Below are 15379 nucleotides of genomic sequence, written 5' to 3'. Positions count from 1 at the left end.
ACGCATCCTTAAAACTTTAACCTTTAGCGATCGCCTAATTTATGAAAAATACAGCTCATACAGTTACTTTTATGTTACATTATCAATATTTATGTAATATGTAAAGATGCCAGCGCTCATTGCTATAGTTAAATCATATTGATGATGGAAAAAAAAGGGTGGTTTTTTATTCAAATCACACCAACCCATCAAGTATTGATATGCGCCTGTTTCATAGGCTAACTTTACCATCTCATGAGAAAAATCTACCCCATCAATATAAGAAAATCCCTCTTGGCGTAATTTAACTCCAAGCAAACCTGTACCACATCCGGCATCTAAAACCTTAAGCTCAGATTTGTTACTGTAATCTATTACTTGCTGATTCACAAGTTCCATGAGATATTCTACGATGTAGCTTGGAGCATAATAATTTCTATTTTTAACATCTACATTGTATGTGGAAGCCCATTTATCATATCGTTCTTGGTGATTGATCATCATTCTTACATATTGTTTAGAAAATACTTTTAGAAAAAATTACTATGATTTAGTATAAACGGCAATGGGTTCACCTAATATTTCCATAATCGGTTCTATGCCTAAACCTGGTGTTTCTGGTGGAATACCTGTACCCTTTTTGTAAGTATAGCCACCTTTAGCAGGAATGACGGTATGTAATCTAGTAGAGTCTGAAGTCGCTAAACGATATCTGAGGGGGGTAGCAACGGCTAAATGTATCGCACCTGTGCCTCCTATGACGCTACCGCCTGTTTCTTCTATATTCATACGAAGTCCAGTGGCCAGACAAAAATCTCGCATTTGACGGGCTTTAGTTAGCCCTCCAACTCTTCCAATTTTAATATTGATAGCTTGTGCCACACCTTCTCGTTGAGCCCATAATAAATCTTGAAAAGTGTGAATGCACTCATCTAAAATAATGGGGTGTTGAGTTAGGCGACGCACAGCTAAACATTCTTCCAATGTTTCACAGGGTTGCTCAAAATATACTGTTTTATCATTGATAGAATTCATAATTTGAATAGCATGATCTGGCAACCAAGCACGATTAGCATCTATGGTAATCTTTTCCTGTGGCTGTAATTCTGCCATGATTGCTTGAATACGCGCAATATCAACGGAAACCTCCCCACCAATTTTAGGAGAAAAAATATGATATCCTTGATCTCTTCGTTGTTTGAGATCGGCAACCATTTCTTCTGGTGTACCATTGGCAAAAGCCCCTATTAAATCAGCGTGTTCGCTAAAACGTCCTCCCAGCAGTGTATAGAGGGGCAAATTAGCATATTTACCTAATATATCCCAACAAGCTACATCAATAGCAGACTTGACATATAAATGTCCTTTGAGAGTTAAGTCCATAAGATGATTTATGTTCTCTAACTCAAGGGGATTAGCTCCTATTAGTATAGGAGCTAATTGAGCCATTCCTGCCTTTATTCCTCCAGCAAAAGCAGGTAAGTAAGATGGTCCAAAAGGACAGGATTCACCCCAACCTACGATACCATCACTGGTTGTAATAGCGACAATAATGCTGTCCATTTTGTCCACAAATAAACGTCCACCTGAAATTCGATATGGCTTAATTAATGGTAATTCTACTTCGTAAATATTGATCTCACAAATTTTAATTGTCATGTTTGAATTTTGTTGTTAACTCAAAAATAATAGCTTAAATCATTGACTAAAACTTAAGTAAGAAAGTGTTCAACAATTAATTATTAATAATTAATTATTAATAATTAATTATAATATCATGTCCGGATAATTAGTGATCAAAAAAACTTTCTCCTTTTCCTCCTCTTTATTCTTTCTTCTTCTTTCTTCTTCTTTGTTGACTTCTGACTCCTGACTCCTCTGTCATTTATTTATAACTGGTAAATTCTGTTGAGGTCAATTTGACCACTTCATTGAACCCTTGTCTGTACTTCTTCCCCAAAACGTCGATAATGAATTGGTACATTTTGAGAAAGATCAATAAAATGTAGTTCCTCAAAACCAAACTCTTTTACTGTTTGACTGTAAAACAGATAAGACCCAATATCACTAATTCCCAGACGGTCAAAAGCAGGTTGCAATGCTCCTGGGGGCAAATTTCGCTTTGCATGGGGTCAGTAAAAATTAATTCGCCTCCCGGTTTTAATATTTTTTTAATTTCTGGGAAAACTAGACAGCGATCGCCACTATGCACAATGGCATCCTGAGACCAAACTATATCAAAGGAGTGATCTGCATAGGGGATATCCTCAAAACTTCCTTGAGTAACTTCTACCAAGTGGCTTAAGTTTTGTTCTTGATTAAGTTGACTGTTGCGTTGATTTTGCAACTGGCTTAAATTGAGACAACACACGGAACAGCCATAAGTTTTAGCCAAATACCTAGCTGCCCCTCCATATCCAGCTCCCAGGTCGATGACCCGTGAATTTTGGTCTATTTTTTCTAGAGTTTGGGCAATGGTTTCTACGGTACGCAGGGACGCATAGTGAATTGCTTCGTCTGGTTGGGTTTAGATGCCATAATGAATATGTTCTCCTCCCCAGATAGCTGCATAAATTCTGTCGGTTTCGGTGTCATCATAATATTGTTGGGCAATTTTTACTGCTTCTGTCATTTATCCTCTATCTATAACTTTTGCCTAATTAAATGAAAGTTCTAACATCTTTTGAATAGGTTTTAGTGCTGCTACTCGCGTCTCTTCAGGAATCTCAATTTCTGGTGTTTTATTTTTCATTGCCAGATAAAGTTTTTCCAAAGTATTCAACCTCATGTGAGGACATTCGTTACAAGCACAATTATTCATCGCTGGTGCAGGGATAAAGTTTTTGCTAGGTGCTTTCTTTTGCATTTGATGAATTATTCCTGGTTCCGTTGCCACAATAAATGTTTGGTTTTGGTTTTCCTGACAATACTTCAATAAAGCAGTGGTTGAACCAATATAATTAGCATGACGTAACACACTGGGTTCACATTCTGGATGAGCGATAATTTCAGCTTCGGGATGCTCTATTTTTAATTGCACCATCTTTTTTTCAGAAAAAGTCTCGTGAACAATGCAACTTCCTTCCCACAAAATTAAATCTCGTCCGGTTTGCTCCATCACATAACGACCCAGGTTCCGGTCTGGGGCAAAAATTATTGGTTGGTCTGCTGGTATTTGCTTAACTATTTTGACTGAGTTGGAACTGGTGCAGATAATATCGCTCATTGCTTTAATAGCAGCAGTGCAATTAATATAAGAAACTACTATTGCATCAGGATGGACTGCTTTAAATTTGGCAAATTCTTCCGCTGGGCAACTATCGGCGAGAGAGCAACCTGCATCTAAGTCTGGGAGGAGTACCAGTTTATTTGGGTTGAGAATTTTTGCTGTTTCCGCCATGAAATGAACTCCAGCAAAGACAATGACATCTGCATCTGTTTCTGCTGCTTTTTGGGAAAGACCGAGGGAGTCACCTATATAGTCAGCAATATCTTGAATATCTGGTTCTTGATAATAGTGAGCTAAGATAACAGCATTTAATTCTTGCTTGAGGTGAGCGATCGCTTCAAATATATCGTTAGGTATATTATCTAAAGTTTGGTTAGTTTTAAGTTGAGTAGCAAACATTATTAAATCTTTCTGTAATTTACTTATTGACCAGTGGTAAGTTTAAGACACTTTAATCAGTCTATTTTATGATAGATTTATTAATTATAGTAGAATTCATCAAAAATTGAATTTAGAGTTAGTTATGGGAGAAAAAGTTAACCTTGTTGAGTAAACGAATATAGATTCAAAAAATGGACGAGTTGATATTTGCTGTGTTAAATATTTTATATCAAATACGGCTTTGTTGCACATAGAATCTAGTTATATGATAGACATCTCCAATAATAAAAAATCAAATCAATTATCGCACTCTTATTTCTTTCCCTTTACTCTCTACTCCCTATGCGTGGAGTAGATGTTTAATATCTGTTTATAATTTCTTAAATTACTTGAATATTTCTTCTCCACTACTCCCCCACTCTCCCACTCCCCTACTCCCAACTATATAATAAGTATTCAACCGGATTTGATATTAGGTGGGAGCTACTCTGCCAGTAATTTTGAATAAAATTTCAGTAACAATATGCAATCTGTTATACCTCCAAACATAATATTAGACAACTTATTAAAAAATTGGCTGCTAGAAGATATTGGCAGGGGTGATCGCACTACTGCAGGGTTATTTTCAACAGACCAAGTAATTACAGGTGCCGGTTATTGGTTGGTCAAGGAATCAGGAGTTATTGCGGGGTTACCAATTGCAGCTAGAGTATTTCAACTTTTGGATGAAAAGGTCAACTTTTTACCTACTGTTACAGAAGGAGAATGGTGCGAGTCGGGTACTGTAATCGCTAAATTAGATGGGCCTTTAGATAGTTTATTGACTGGGGAAAGGGTGGCCTTAAATCTAGGGATGCGTTTGAGTGGGATAGCGACTATGACTCGTAAATATGCAGATAAAATTGCCGATCTGTCGGTGCAACTGGTTGATACTCGCAAAACAACTCCAGGACTGAGAATTTTAGAAAAATATGCGACTCAAGTTGGTGGGGCAAAAAATCATCGCATGGGTTTGGATGATGCGGTGATGATTAAGGATAATCATATTGCTGCTGCTGGAGGTATTGGGAAAGCGATCGCTAAGGTCAGAGAAACAATACCTTATCCTTTAACTATTGAAGTGGAGACAGAAACATTGGCAGAAGTAGAAACTGCTTTGGAGTATCAGGCAGATATTATTATGCTGGATAATATGTCTGTTGAAGTAATGCAGCAAGCAGTTAAAATGATTAGGCAAAACAATAGTCGGATTAAAATTGAAGCTTCTGGAAATATTACTTTAGATACTATTAGAAATGTGGCTGAAACAGGTGTCGATTATGTTTCTACTAGCGCTCCTATTACTCGGTCAACTTGGTTAGATTTAAGTATGAAGATAGAAAAAAATATTACCAATATCGCAGGAGGAGGAAGAGGTTTGGAATAGGGAAGAGGATTTTGAGGCAGCTTGGTACTGCTAGAAATATCAGAATCATTTCCATAAGAATCTGTAGTGTTAGCCCAAAAGTCAAAGAAGGCAACACCGATACTATTACTATTAAATAGAGAAATAGAGAAAAATTCGGTTGAACTTAACAATCAGACTTAAAGCTAACCAAAACCTTTAGGTTTATTTTCCTCTGGCTCTGTATCTAGGAAAGATTTGCGAATTATTTGAATATCAGGGTCTACCTCAATCCACAGGCGAGCACCACCAGCTTGACTCTTGTTAGGTTTATGAGGACGATACACGATTTTGCAGTTTCCCAGAATCTCTACTTCGTGACAACGATAATTTCTGTTTCCCTGTTTTACAGATATCGCTGGTAAAGATGTGCCATTGTCTCGGTTATAGTCAATTTCTCTTCGTAGCACATGGATAAAAGTATTGCCTGTACGAAATCCTTTATTCCAAGTTCCTTGAGGACCTCGACGACCTGGAGTAATTTCTGGCATTCCCCGACTATTCAAAGGAATTATCCAGAATCGTTTGACCTTTTTGGCTCCTTTGAGGCGACCTTGCCTGAGAAGTAACCTGAGTCTGGCGGTAGAAATATTGAGAAGAAAAGCTGCTTCTGTTGTACCTACTGTATCTGTCATAAACTATTCCGGAATATATATTTTATAAAGTGAATAACCCTTGATGATTAAACCACAAAAAACTTAGTTTGGCAAAAATTTTTGATTTTCCAGTATTTATCAGTATTCATTCATACTTTAATTTCTGAATTTTCAGTCAATTTTTACTTATTTCTAAAGGCATAACATCATGGAAATGTGAGTAATCAACATAGTTTTGACCACCCGCAGAAGTAAACATTATATCAACAAAACGCTGATGCCACATTATCTGGTCTAATGTATAAATATGACGAGCATGAATAGTCTGAGAAACAGTTTCATCTAATCCCGTAAGCATTATAAAAAATCGCATATCCTGATTATTTAAATTCTTAAAATCATCTTCAGACCAATTATATAAAGGACTATTTTCATCAATTTGGTGCATTACTAACCAGGTAAGAGCAAGCATTGGTGTTTGAGAACGAACCAATTTTAAATCGCATAATCTTCGTAAAGAATGTCCTTCAGCAGAAACCTCTTTATCCATTAATAAAGTTACTCTCACTTGAGTTTCTACTATCCAATTTTGGCGTTGATTGGCAATACGAAACATAAGAGTCGGAATACCATTGTAAGGAGAAATAACTGCTACCTTACTGAAAAGTACCCGTGCAGTTGGCAAAGAAAAACGGGCAAACATTAGTCCTGTAATCATTGCCATGGCAATTAGACCAATAAAAACTTCTATAGTTACTAAAATATGGGTATAAGTATTTGTCGGGTACATCGCGCCATAACCAATAGTTGCCATGGTTTGTACGCTGAAAGAAAAAGCATCACTAAAAGAACCAGGTTGAGCATTAGCAATTCCATTACTACTGGCTAAATATAAAAATGTAAATATAATATTAATTATTAAATAAAAACTAATGATTATTCCCCATAGCTTTTGCCAAGAAATTTGTATTAACCAATGGTAAAAATCACTCCACTCAAAGCGAGTCATTCCTGAAATTATAAAGTCTACAGGACCGATTTTTCTTACAAAAGTTTTTTGAGGTTTTCGTTTAAAATTTTTCATTTTAATTACCGAATAATAGTGCTGATGAAAATTATCAAATTATCTGACAAATAACCATGGCAAAAAAATTTGAAATGAGTCAAACTAAGTTATGAGTATAAAATAAAGATGACCGTTCTGCTAGTCAAAATTTTCAACCGATATAAGCTTGAAAAATTTTAATTTAACTGATACAGAGCATGGCTAATAGTAACAATAAAGAGTGTAATAATCGCCCTAATATGTCTCATACTGACCCGGATTTAGAAAAACTAACAAAACGTCTTGCTCAAAATGTAGCTCGAAACACTTTTATCCAAGAAACTCTTGATAATATTAGAGGCTATATTCGATCAGAAAGAGTAGTATTATATTATTTTTATCGTGAGTGGAAAGGACAAGTAACATTTGAGTCTTTGAGTGATGAGGAACTATCAATTTATGGTTCAACAGGAGCTGATGAATGTTTTAATGATGAATATGCTGCTATGTATCAAGAGGGAAGAGTCCGAGTGATCGAAGATATTGAATTAGAAGCAATACATCCTTGCCATCGAGATTTTCTCCGTAGTATAAGGGTTAAAGCTAATTTAGTAGTGCCGATTCTTAATTCTAGGAGGTTATGGGGGTTGCTAGTTGCTCATCAATGTCAGGATGCACGCTCCTGGTCAAAGTCAGATATAGAAATTATGCAAAAGGCAGCAGTCAGTTTGGCAACTGCACCAGCTATTAGAGATAGCTAATATTAAGGGAATAGGGAATAGGGAACAGAAAGAAATATTTGAATATTTATGGATAAGAATTGATTTTATTTTTGATTTTTACCAGATGTCTATTATACCAATTTGAACAAAGAATATTACGAATAATCAGCTTAATTAAAATATTTTACAGGAGATGTCCCTTTGACAAAGTGGTGCGACCCCGCGACGACATTCAGTTAAAAGCTACTACTATTTGCCAATAATTTATCTAAATCTGGCACATTGACCCAATTACCTGTCATATTAGATTCATGGGTTAAATCCATTAATAACTGAGAATAAACACCTTCTCTCAGAGATGGAACTACAGATTTTCTGACCTCTATTGCTTTTACCCAATTATCAACTACTCGAATAAAAGGTGCAATTCTACCATCAGGATAAATTTGAGGAAATTCTAATCTGTCAGGAACTTTTATTTCTACTAAAGTCTCCCCATTTTGAGAACCCCAAACTTTGAACCCATGTACATAATCTTTTTGATTATCGCTACCTATAATTAGTGTACCTTTACTACCATAAACTTCTACCCAATGACCACGCCCTTGATAGGTAACAGAACTAATACAAATTTGACAGGGAGTACCGTCCGCCAAATCTAGCATAATATTACAAGTATCATCTGCATCTACTGGTTTTAACTTGTTATCCTCTGTGGGGTCAGGACGAGTTTTAATTGAAGTATTCAGTTGTCCCCAAAGTTTTTTCGTAGGTCCAAATAACCAGTTAATATAATCAAAAGAATGAGAAGCGATCGCTCCTAATGCACCACCTCCTTTATCCTTTTGAGAATACCAATTCCAAGGACGACTTGGGTTAGCGCGACTTGATGCTAACCAATCAATTTTTATTAGGCGTTTATCTCCTACATATCCATCGGCTAAAATTTCTGCAAATAGTTGCCAAGCAGGAACATAACGAAATTCAAAATCCATAGTTGCTACACATCTATTAGTAGCAGCAATTTGATATAATTCTTGGGCTTCTTCTACTTTTAAAGTTGTGGGTTTTTCTAACAATAAATGTTTGCCTGCGGATAAGACTTTTTTTGCCATTTCATAGTGTAAAAATGGTGGAGTAGAAATTGTTACTGCTGCAACTTCAGGTATAGAAATAATTTCCTCTATAGTATTACAACCATGAGGTATATTATGGCTTAATGCAATTGATTTAGCTTTTTCTAAATCAGGGTTATAGACAGCTAATACTTGAGTTTTGTGATGTGCTTGTAAACCTGGTATATGTACTTTTTGACCAAATCCTGTACCGATAACTGCTACGCCAATAGTTTGATTGTTCATTGTTTATAAGAAGTAAGAAGGAAGAAGTAAGAAGGAAGAAGGTAAATTTTTAGTAAGTAGGTAGGTTTCATTAATGGATAATGGATAATGGATAATTACCTCTCCCTAAAAGGGAGAGGATTGACCAAGAAGGAAAAAATTTATTTTTTTCCCCTTTTAAGGGGAAGCTTTTAACCTGAATTATTTAATTATTAATTGTAATTATTAATTATTAGGTAAAAAAAAATAAAATCAATAGGCAAATGCCACGTGAGCTGAGAGAAATTGTTTAATCACTATCCACAGTTCTTATTTTCCGGTTTTCCGTCTCAACAATCATTTTCTATTTAATTTTACCTACCTACTTAGCTAAGTTATAATACCGTAGGTTTGCAAGTGAGACCAAACCCAACAGGTATCTATTATTGTTGGGTTTCCTGCGTCAACCCAATCTACAAAGTTATAAAAATCATCAATTGTTTATTATAAGCATTCAAGGAAACACAATATAAGTTAGGAAAGAATACTTATAGCAGTTCTATTTTATTAACTCCTGTAAAAAAATATTTGTTTTTTTTAGGCAAGAGCTAACAGAGGAATATTTGATAATTTTTATCAAGTTTGGAATTTATAAAAATCATTTAGGATAGTGATACCTTAATTTTTTATAACTATAACTAATCTGAAATTATATTTAAGTATCTAAGCAAAATTAATTAAACATCCTGCCAACCCACTGTTGAATATTGCCAGATGAGCTGTTTACTTTCTCAAAATTGTACTTTATTTTCAAGGTTTGGAGACCAAAACCCTACTAAATTTAATAAGAAATAATTACTTAATTGTGATATTACTTCTTAACTATTATATTTAGACTCTAGGATATTAATTAATAGCTCTGGCAAAATACAAATCCAGATAAATTCAAATACAGGAATTACAAATTATTACTTTTGACTGTCTTGAGTGTGTAATTCTGAGGTACCCTCAGAATTACACACTCGCTTTTGACTTTTGACTTTTAACTCGATCAATTACCCATTCTATTACTTGTTTCCCCAGATTAACATTATCAAATAAATCAATTTCTCTAATTCCTGTTGGACTTGTAACATTAACCTCTGTCAGATAACCACCAATTACATCTATACCAACAAAATATAAACCATCTGCTATTAATTTAGGTGCTAAATACTCACAAATTTCAGATTCTCGTTCCGTAATTTCTGTCTGAGCAACTCGCCCACCTACTGCCATATTTCCTCTAAATTCTTTACCAGTAGGAATCCGATTTACTGCTCCAATAGACTTACCATTAAGCATAATAATTCGCTTATCTCCTTCTTTTGCTGCTGGTAAATAACTCTGAATCATCACAGGTTCTCTACCTTGTTTTGTACTAATTTCTATTAGGGAATTAAAATTTTTATCTGTGGGTTCTAAAAATAAAATTCCTTCCCCAGCTTTTCCTCCCAAAGGTTTCAAAACTGCTGCTCCTTGTGACTCTAAAAATTCTCTAATTACCTCTTTTTCTTGACTAACAATTGTCTCTGGAATTACCTTTTTAAATTGCAAAGCATACATTTTTTCATTAGCAGCGCGTAACCCTTGAGGAGAATTTATGACTAAAGTTTTTTCTGGATTAATATAGTCTAAAATATAAGTAGCATAGAGATAAGGAATTGTTACAGGTGGGTCTTTGCGCATAAATACAGCATCCATTGACTCCAATGGTTGTAGCATCGCTTTTCCCAAATCATACCAAGGGTTACTAGCAACCCAATGATTTTCTACCCTTTCAACTGGCATTAAATGTGCCCGCTTGAGGGTTGCCCAAGCTTTACTTTCAATAGTACTTAATTGGTTAATTTCCGTTATCCAAACTTCGTGACCAAGTTCTTGAGCAGCTTCCATCAGTGCAACGGTACTATCGTGAACTTGGTTGAGTCGTTCTATAGGGTCTATGATGAATGCAAATTTCATCTTTATTTGGTTTATTATTTCAAAATATTTTTAATAGTAGTGCTTTGACACAGCTAAAATGTTGCAATAGTAGGGGCGAATGCCATTCGCCCTCACTACATTTAGTTTCCGTGGGTAAGTCCTGGTTAAATTAATAAGTCTTAACAAATTAGATGAACCAGCCACAAAATAATCAATAACTACAGAAATAGAAAACTATACTAAACTTCTAGTAATTGGTCTAGTTTACCTTGGTCCTCTAGTTCATATAGATCGTCACAACCACCGATATGTTGGTCTTTGATAAAGATTTGAGGCAAAGAGCGACGGCCATTAGCTCTTTTAGCCATTTTTTCTCGTTCTACATCATCACCATCTATAGTATATTCTTGATATTCTGCTTGCTTTTTATCTAACAGAGCTTTAGCGCGGATGCAAAATGGACAAGTTGACCAAGTGTAAATTTCTATGTTAGCTGCCATATTTATAGATTAGATTTTCTATATAAAATATTTCTTTAACAATTTTAATATTAATTTGCTCTGAAAAAAATTATATTTTAGATTTTAAGCCTACTGAAAAATTCTAAATGTTGAGGTTAAGGAATAGGGAAAAGTTTTCGTGCTATTTTAACCTCATTATCTTACTGCTTTATCTTAATTTCTACTTGTTCAAGAAGCAATAACATAATCAATAAGTTGTGCAAGTCGTTGACGCAAAGTTTCCAAACCTAGAGCTTTAGCAGCAGAAATAAATACTGCCATCGGATATTCTTCGTGAGCAAATCTTAAAGTATCTCCATCTACTTCATCGATCTTGTTAAAAGCAACTAAAGCAGGTCCTGGAGTTTCTGGCATTTCCGCCAAAATAGTCATCACAGAACGTATTTGACTTTGCCAAGCAGGATGAGACAGATCGACAACATGAAGTAAAGCATCTGCTTCTGTCACCTCTTCGAGGGTTGCCCGAAAAGCATCAATTAGGGTAGGTGGGAGTTCGTGAATAAATCCCACTGTGTCGGTAATCACAATCGGAATTCGCTTACCCGTAATTGCATCAGGAATAATCAGACGACGAGAAGTAGGGTCTAGAGTTGCAAACAATTGGTCTGCAGCATAAACCTCTGATTTAGTAAGTGTATTCAGTAATGTAGACTTACCAGCATTAGTGTATCCAACTATTGCCACCGTTGGTACTTCTTGACTTTGACGATGTTGACGTAGACGGGAACGATGTGCTTGTAACTGATTTACCTCTTTCTGCAACCGAGATATTCGAGCATTAATTGCCCGACGTTCCGTTTCTAACTTAGTTTCACCAGGTCCTCTAGTACCAATACCACCACCAAGACGAGACATTGCCTCACCTCGACCTGTAAGACGCGGGATAGTATATTCTAGTTGAGCAAGTTCGACCTGTAATTTTCCGGCACGAGACTGAGCGCGTTGAGCAAAAATATCGAGAATAACTTCAGTACGGTCTACTACTCTGACACCAACCTTAGTTTCTAGGTTACGAACTTGAGCAGGAGAAAGGTCGCGGTCAAACACAACTAAATTAGCTCCAACAGTTTGAACAGTCAGAGCAATCTCTTGAACTTTACCCTCTCCCACCACAGTTTGAGGATGGGGTTGCGATCGCTTCTGTTGCATTGTCTTTAATACCAGACCTCCAGCAGTATTAACAAGTCTAGCTAATTCTGCTAACCCATCTTCAAATTCCCTATCCTTCATTTTGTCTGTTTTTAGCCCCACCAACAGAACCTTATCTTGGTCAGAATCAACTTCTTGGGCAATAAATTCTCTTTGAAATTCTGCTTCTAATCCATCAATCAAGTCAATAAAGTCTTGTTTAGCAAGCATATCCAGACTCAGAGGAGGTGATACCGTCCAAAACGGTAATTCTTGGATATTAGTATCTGTACGATCTGTTTGAGTAGGTAACAAGTGAGCTAAATAAGCTTGTTTAATGTAACCAGTAGCTCCACCCCCCTTGCGTTTAAATCCTTCACCTGTGAGGGTAAGCACCACCAGAGCATCAAGTCGTTGAATCACCATTGCAGTCAGAGCCGCTTCTGAAGGCACTTCTGGTTTCAGGTTAGTAGCGATGCAACGAATACCACTAAGGCGACTTGCACCGTAACGGGGTAATTCTAGAGGAGGAATTTGGGTTTGGCGGGGTGTGCCAATTCCTACCCGGATAATTTTTCCTCTACGATTGACATAAACACAGACTGGTTGGCCAACTTCTTTGCTGATTGAGGCGACTCTTTGGGCAAATTCTGAGGTAGTTAGGCAATCGCTTGGTAATCGCTGATGGTACAACCTTTGCAGTTGTTTAAGTTGGCTAGATTTTAGACCTTGAAGATTTCCGTAGATGGTTTCGATAGGCATTCCTAGCCACGAAAATGTGGCCCCTCTCTAATACTACTTTAGAATTATAAATATTCTATTATAATCCTAATTTTTGAGTTCAACACAGTCCACTTGATATATTACCTTTGTACAATTTTTGTGGAAATATAAATAATATCATGTCCGTTGGTATCGTTTGTGTAAAAGTTAGCGTGGATATCTACAGGAAATTTAAGTTTTTTTCTTGCTCAATTGCCTTCCTGTTTGTTGCCTGTTGCCTTCCTTTGCTATACAATACCGATGCTACCGGACATAATATAAGTCTTAAGTGGTGGCTTCAAATCAATGGAGTTTTAACTTAATTTATTCCTTGCGATCTACCTTAAAGATAATTTGATAAGACCGATCATTTCAGTTATCAGTTATCAGTTATCAGTACCTCTGCAATAAGGAGGTTTGACATCAGGAATAGTCTCTTTTTTTATCCCTTTAAAAAGGGAGGCGCATACCCACAATTTTTTCGGTAATTATGTTGAATTTTTTAATGCCAGACTCTCCTCCACCAAGCATTCAGGAAATTGCTTTTGCGTTTCGTCGTTGGGGACGAATTGGTTTTTGGTTACCGAAAAATTAAAGTATAAAGCCTCTCCATTCATGGAGAAAAAGCGGTCGATCTTTGGAGATTCCCGAAGGGTGGGATGGCATTAGCGTTAGCGTTTGCGCAGCATGACCATAGGAAAGCTCCTCTGTAAGAGGTAGCGGCTCTGTCACTCTTCGGGTCTCCTCGCTGGCCAACCATCGGCCAAGATAAGGAAAAAAAATACTTTTAGCCAATCCTTCTATTACAGAAGAGGTAATAATTAATAATTAATTATTAATTGTTAATTGTTGAACTCACCTTGGACGAATTCTATTTAACTGTTCTAAAGCCCATTTTGCTGTTTTTTCAACTTCAGGGTCTGGGTCATATTCTGCTTGTTGCAATAAGCTAGTTGTTTGAATGATTAACTCATAAATTCGAGTTAAATCTCGGATAGCATTTTTTCTGACTTCTGCATTGTCATTTTGCATTGACATTGCTAAAGCTCTATTCATTGGTTTTAATGTTTTAGTTCCTATTTCTGAGAGAGTCGCTAAAATTAAACTTTGCTGTTTAGAATCAGAATCTATCAGTAAATTAACTAATGGTTGAACAGCTCTAGAATCTCCTCTTTGACCTAATTCCCAGATAGCATGATGCCGTTTTTTCGGGTCAAAATTTTGTAGACCACTAATTAATTCTTCAACAACATTAACTTCTGGTAAAGGATAGTTATTTGGCAGAGTAATATCTCTAGAGTCTTCAACTGTAGAATGTTGATTATTTGCTTGTGATAAATTCACTTTATTTTCTGGTCGCTCATAGTGGTTATTTTCTTCACTCTCAATTGTAGAAAAATTTTCAGCTTTAATATCTAAATTATGGGATTTTAAACTATGTTTTGAAATTTCTACAGAAGTATTTTCTCCAGACTTCTGTAATGGGGGGACAAAAGAATCTAAAGAATTGTTTTTATTGGCCAAATAAGAGTTTTCTGGGAATCTAGGCCATTTAGAGGGGGACCGTTCGGAATCGTTAGCCTTTAAATTTAAATCAGTTGAAGTTGTTTTTGGTATTTGATCTTGAGATTGTAAGTCTTCTGGATCTAAGTCTTTAGGTTGATGATCGTCAAAAAGCTTAAGTAACATAAATACTGCTGTACCAGTGACAAGAACTGATGTTATGCTTAAAATAAATAGTGCTTTTCGTCCTCCTAGAGCCTTGAGTATGACACGAATAGCTTTCGGAACTTTTGAGTCCGAGGATTTCGATTCTTTTTGATTGTTATTTTGAGATTTATTGGCCTCTGAATCAGTATCTTGAGCAATATACAGAGGAAATGAAGATTTGGTTAATGATACTGGATAATTAATCTGATTGGTTGATTGTAAATTTTCTGCCTCTGTAAAGCTACGATTATTTAATTCTCCTGTACTGTAATCATCTACGATAGCTCTACTCGGGGTCGCAGAAGAGTACAGGAAAGTCAAGGACGTAATGATAGAAAAGATGGATTTGTAATAGGCCATGATGTTCTCTTAGGAGTTTTCAGAGGCAACTTTTACAGAATAGGTAAAACAGAATAGGTAAATAATTGACATACTCCCGCCATCAAATCACAGATTATGATGCGGGATTCTCATCATTGATGATTCTACGCTCACAGAGATGACTTAGATGGACAATATCACTATTACCAAACCAGAGGTCGGACTCTCCCGTAGCTTTTGGGTCTCCCCCAGATTCC

General features: G+C 36.1%; 14 protein-coding genes. 3 read left to right on the top strand and 11 right to left on the bottom strand.

The window, feature by feature from the left end:
- Positions 1 to 69: 69 nt before the first annotated feature.
- The 4 genes from F6K27_RS28930 to nadA all read right to left on the bottom strand — a co-directional run bounded on the left by F6K27_RS28930 (position 70) and on the right by nadA (position 3607).
- Positions 70 to 483, bottom strand: coding sequence for a class I SAM-dependent methyltransferase (locus F6K27_RS28930; protein ID WP_287279418.1), 414 nt, complete (start codon positions 481 to 483; stop codon positions 70 to 72).
- A 39-nt stretch (positions 484 to 522) separates the two neighbouring features.
- Positions 523 to 1638, bottom strand: coding sequence for a mandelate racemase/muconate lactonizing enzyme family protein (locus tag F6K27_RS28925; RefSeq protein WP_287279417.1), 1116 nt, complete (start codon positions 1636 to 1638; stop codon positions 523 to 525).
- 370 nt (positions 1639 to 2008) lie between these two features.
- Positions 2009 to 2455 carry a cyclopropane-fatty-acyl-phospholipid synthase family protein gene (locus F6K27_RS28920; RefSeq protein WP_287279419.1) on the bottom strand — a complete coding sequence of 149 codons (447 nt, stop codon included), beginning with the start codon at positions 2453 to 2455 and terminating at the stop codon, positions 2009 to 2011.
- Positions 2456 to 2635: 180 nt separating this feature from the next.
- On the bottom strand, positions 2636 to 3607 hold the full coding sequence (gene nadA / locus F6K27_RS28915; protein ID WP_287279416.1) for a quinolinate synthase NadA: 972 nt from the start codon (positions 3605 to 3607) through the stop codon (positions 2636 to 2638).
- 505 nt (positions 3608 to 4112) lie between these two features.
- Between nadA and nadC the strand changes: the two genes are divergently transcribed.
- The gene (gene nadC, locus F6K27_RS28910) at positions 4113 to 5015 is read left to right on the top strand and encodes a carboxylating nicotinate-nucleotide diphosphorylase (protein WP_287279415.1); all 903 of its coding nucleotides are present in this window, start codon (positions 4113 to 4115) and stop codon (positions 5013 to 5015) included.
- A 164-nt stretch (positions 5016 to 5179) separates the two neighbouring features.
- Here the strand turns inward: nadC and F6K27_RS28905 are convergent, their stop codons facing one another.
- Complete coding sequence (locus F6K27_RS28905) at positions 5180 to 5668, bottom strand: DNA-binding protein (RefSeq protein WP_124144723.1); 489 nt, start codon at positions 5666 to 5668, stop codon at positions 5180 to 5182.
- 136 nt (positions 5669 to 5804) lie between these two features.
- Complete coding sequence (locus F6K27_RS28900; protein WP_124144722.1) at positions 5805 to 6713, bottom strand: ion channel; 909 nt, start codon at positions 6711 to 6713, stop codon at positions 5805 to 5807.
- Between the two features lie 179 nt (positions 6714 to 6892).
- On the opposite strand from F6K27_RS28900, the gene F6K27_RS28895 reads away from it, so the two are divergent.
- A complete protein-coding gene (locus F6K27_RS28895; RefSeq protein ID WP_124144721.1) occupies positions 6893 to 7435 on the top strand; it encodes a GAF domain-containing protein in 543 nt (180 codons plus the stop codon).
- Positions 7436 to 7632: 197 nt separating this feature from the next.
- Here the strand turns inward: F6K27_RS28895 and F6K27_RS28890 are convergent, their stop codons facing one another.
- The 4 genes from F6K27_RS28890 to hflX all read right to left on the bottom strand — a co-directional run bounded on the left by F6K27_RS28890 (position 7633) and on the right by hflX (position 13091).
- Positions 7633 to 8757 carry a Gfo/Idh/MocA family protein gene (locus F6K27_RS28890; RefSeq protein ID WP_124144720.1) on the bottom strand — a complete coding sequence of 375 codons (1125 nt, stop codon included), beginning with the start codon at positions 8755 to 8757 and terminating at the stop codon, positions 7633 to 7635.
- 972 nt (positions 8758 to 9729) lie between these two features.
- Positions 9730 to 10719: a glutathione synthase gene (gene gshB, locus F6K27_RS28885; RefSeq protein WP_124144719.1), complete on the bottom strand. Its 990-nt coding sequence runs from the start codon at positions 10717 to 10719 to the stop codon at positions 9730 to 9732.
- A 200-nt stretch (positions 10720 to 10919) separates the two neighbouring features.
- Positions 10920 to 11180 (bottom strand): glutaredoxin 3, encoded by a 261-nt coding sequence (gene grxC, locus F6K27_RS28880; RefSeq protein WP_124144718.1) that lies wholly within the window; start codon positions 11178 to 11180, stop codon positions 10920 to 10922.
- Positions 11181 to 11369: 189 nt separating this feature from the next.
- Positions 11370 to 13091, bottom strand: coding sequence for a GTPase HflX (hflX, locus tag F6K27_RS28875; RefSeq protein WP_287279414.1), 1722 nt, complete (start codon positions 13089 to 13091; stop codon positions 11370 to 11372).
- Positions 13092 to 13581: 490 nt separating this feature from the next.
- Between hflX and F6K27_RS28870 the strand changes: the two genes are divergently transcribed.
- Positions 13582 to 13686 (top strand): DUF3611 family protein, encoded by a 105-nt coding sequence (locus F6K27_RS28870; protein ID WP_240038927.1) that lies wholly within the window; start codon positions 13582 to 13584, stop codon positions 13684 to 13686.
- 260 nt (positions 13687 to 13946) lie between these two features.
- Here the strand turns inward: F6K27_RS28870 and F6K27_RS28865 are convergent, their stop codons facing one another.
- Positions 13947 to 15161, bottom strand: a complete 1215-nt coding sequence (locus F6K27_RS28865) for a HEAT repeat domain-containing protein (RefSeq protein WP_287279413.1) — start codon at positions 15159 to 15161, stop codon at positions 13947 to 13949.
- Positions 15162 to 15379: the final 218 nt, after the last annotated feature.

It is taken from the genome of Okeania sp. SIO2F5, from assembly GCF_010692685.1.
Classification (GTDB): domain Bacteria; phylum Cyanobacteriota; class Cyanobacteriia; order Cyanobacteriales; family Microcoleaceae; genus Okeania; species Okeania hirsuta.
Note: the sequence above shows the minus strand (reverse complement) of the source record. Positions and strands in the feature narration are given on the sequence as shown.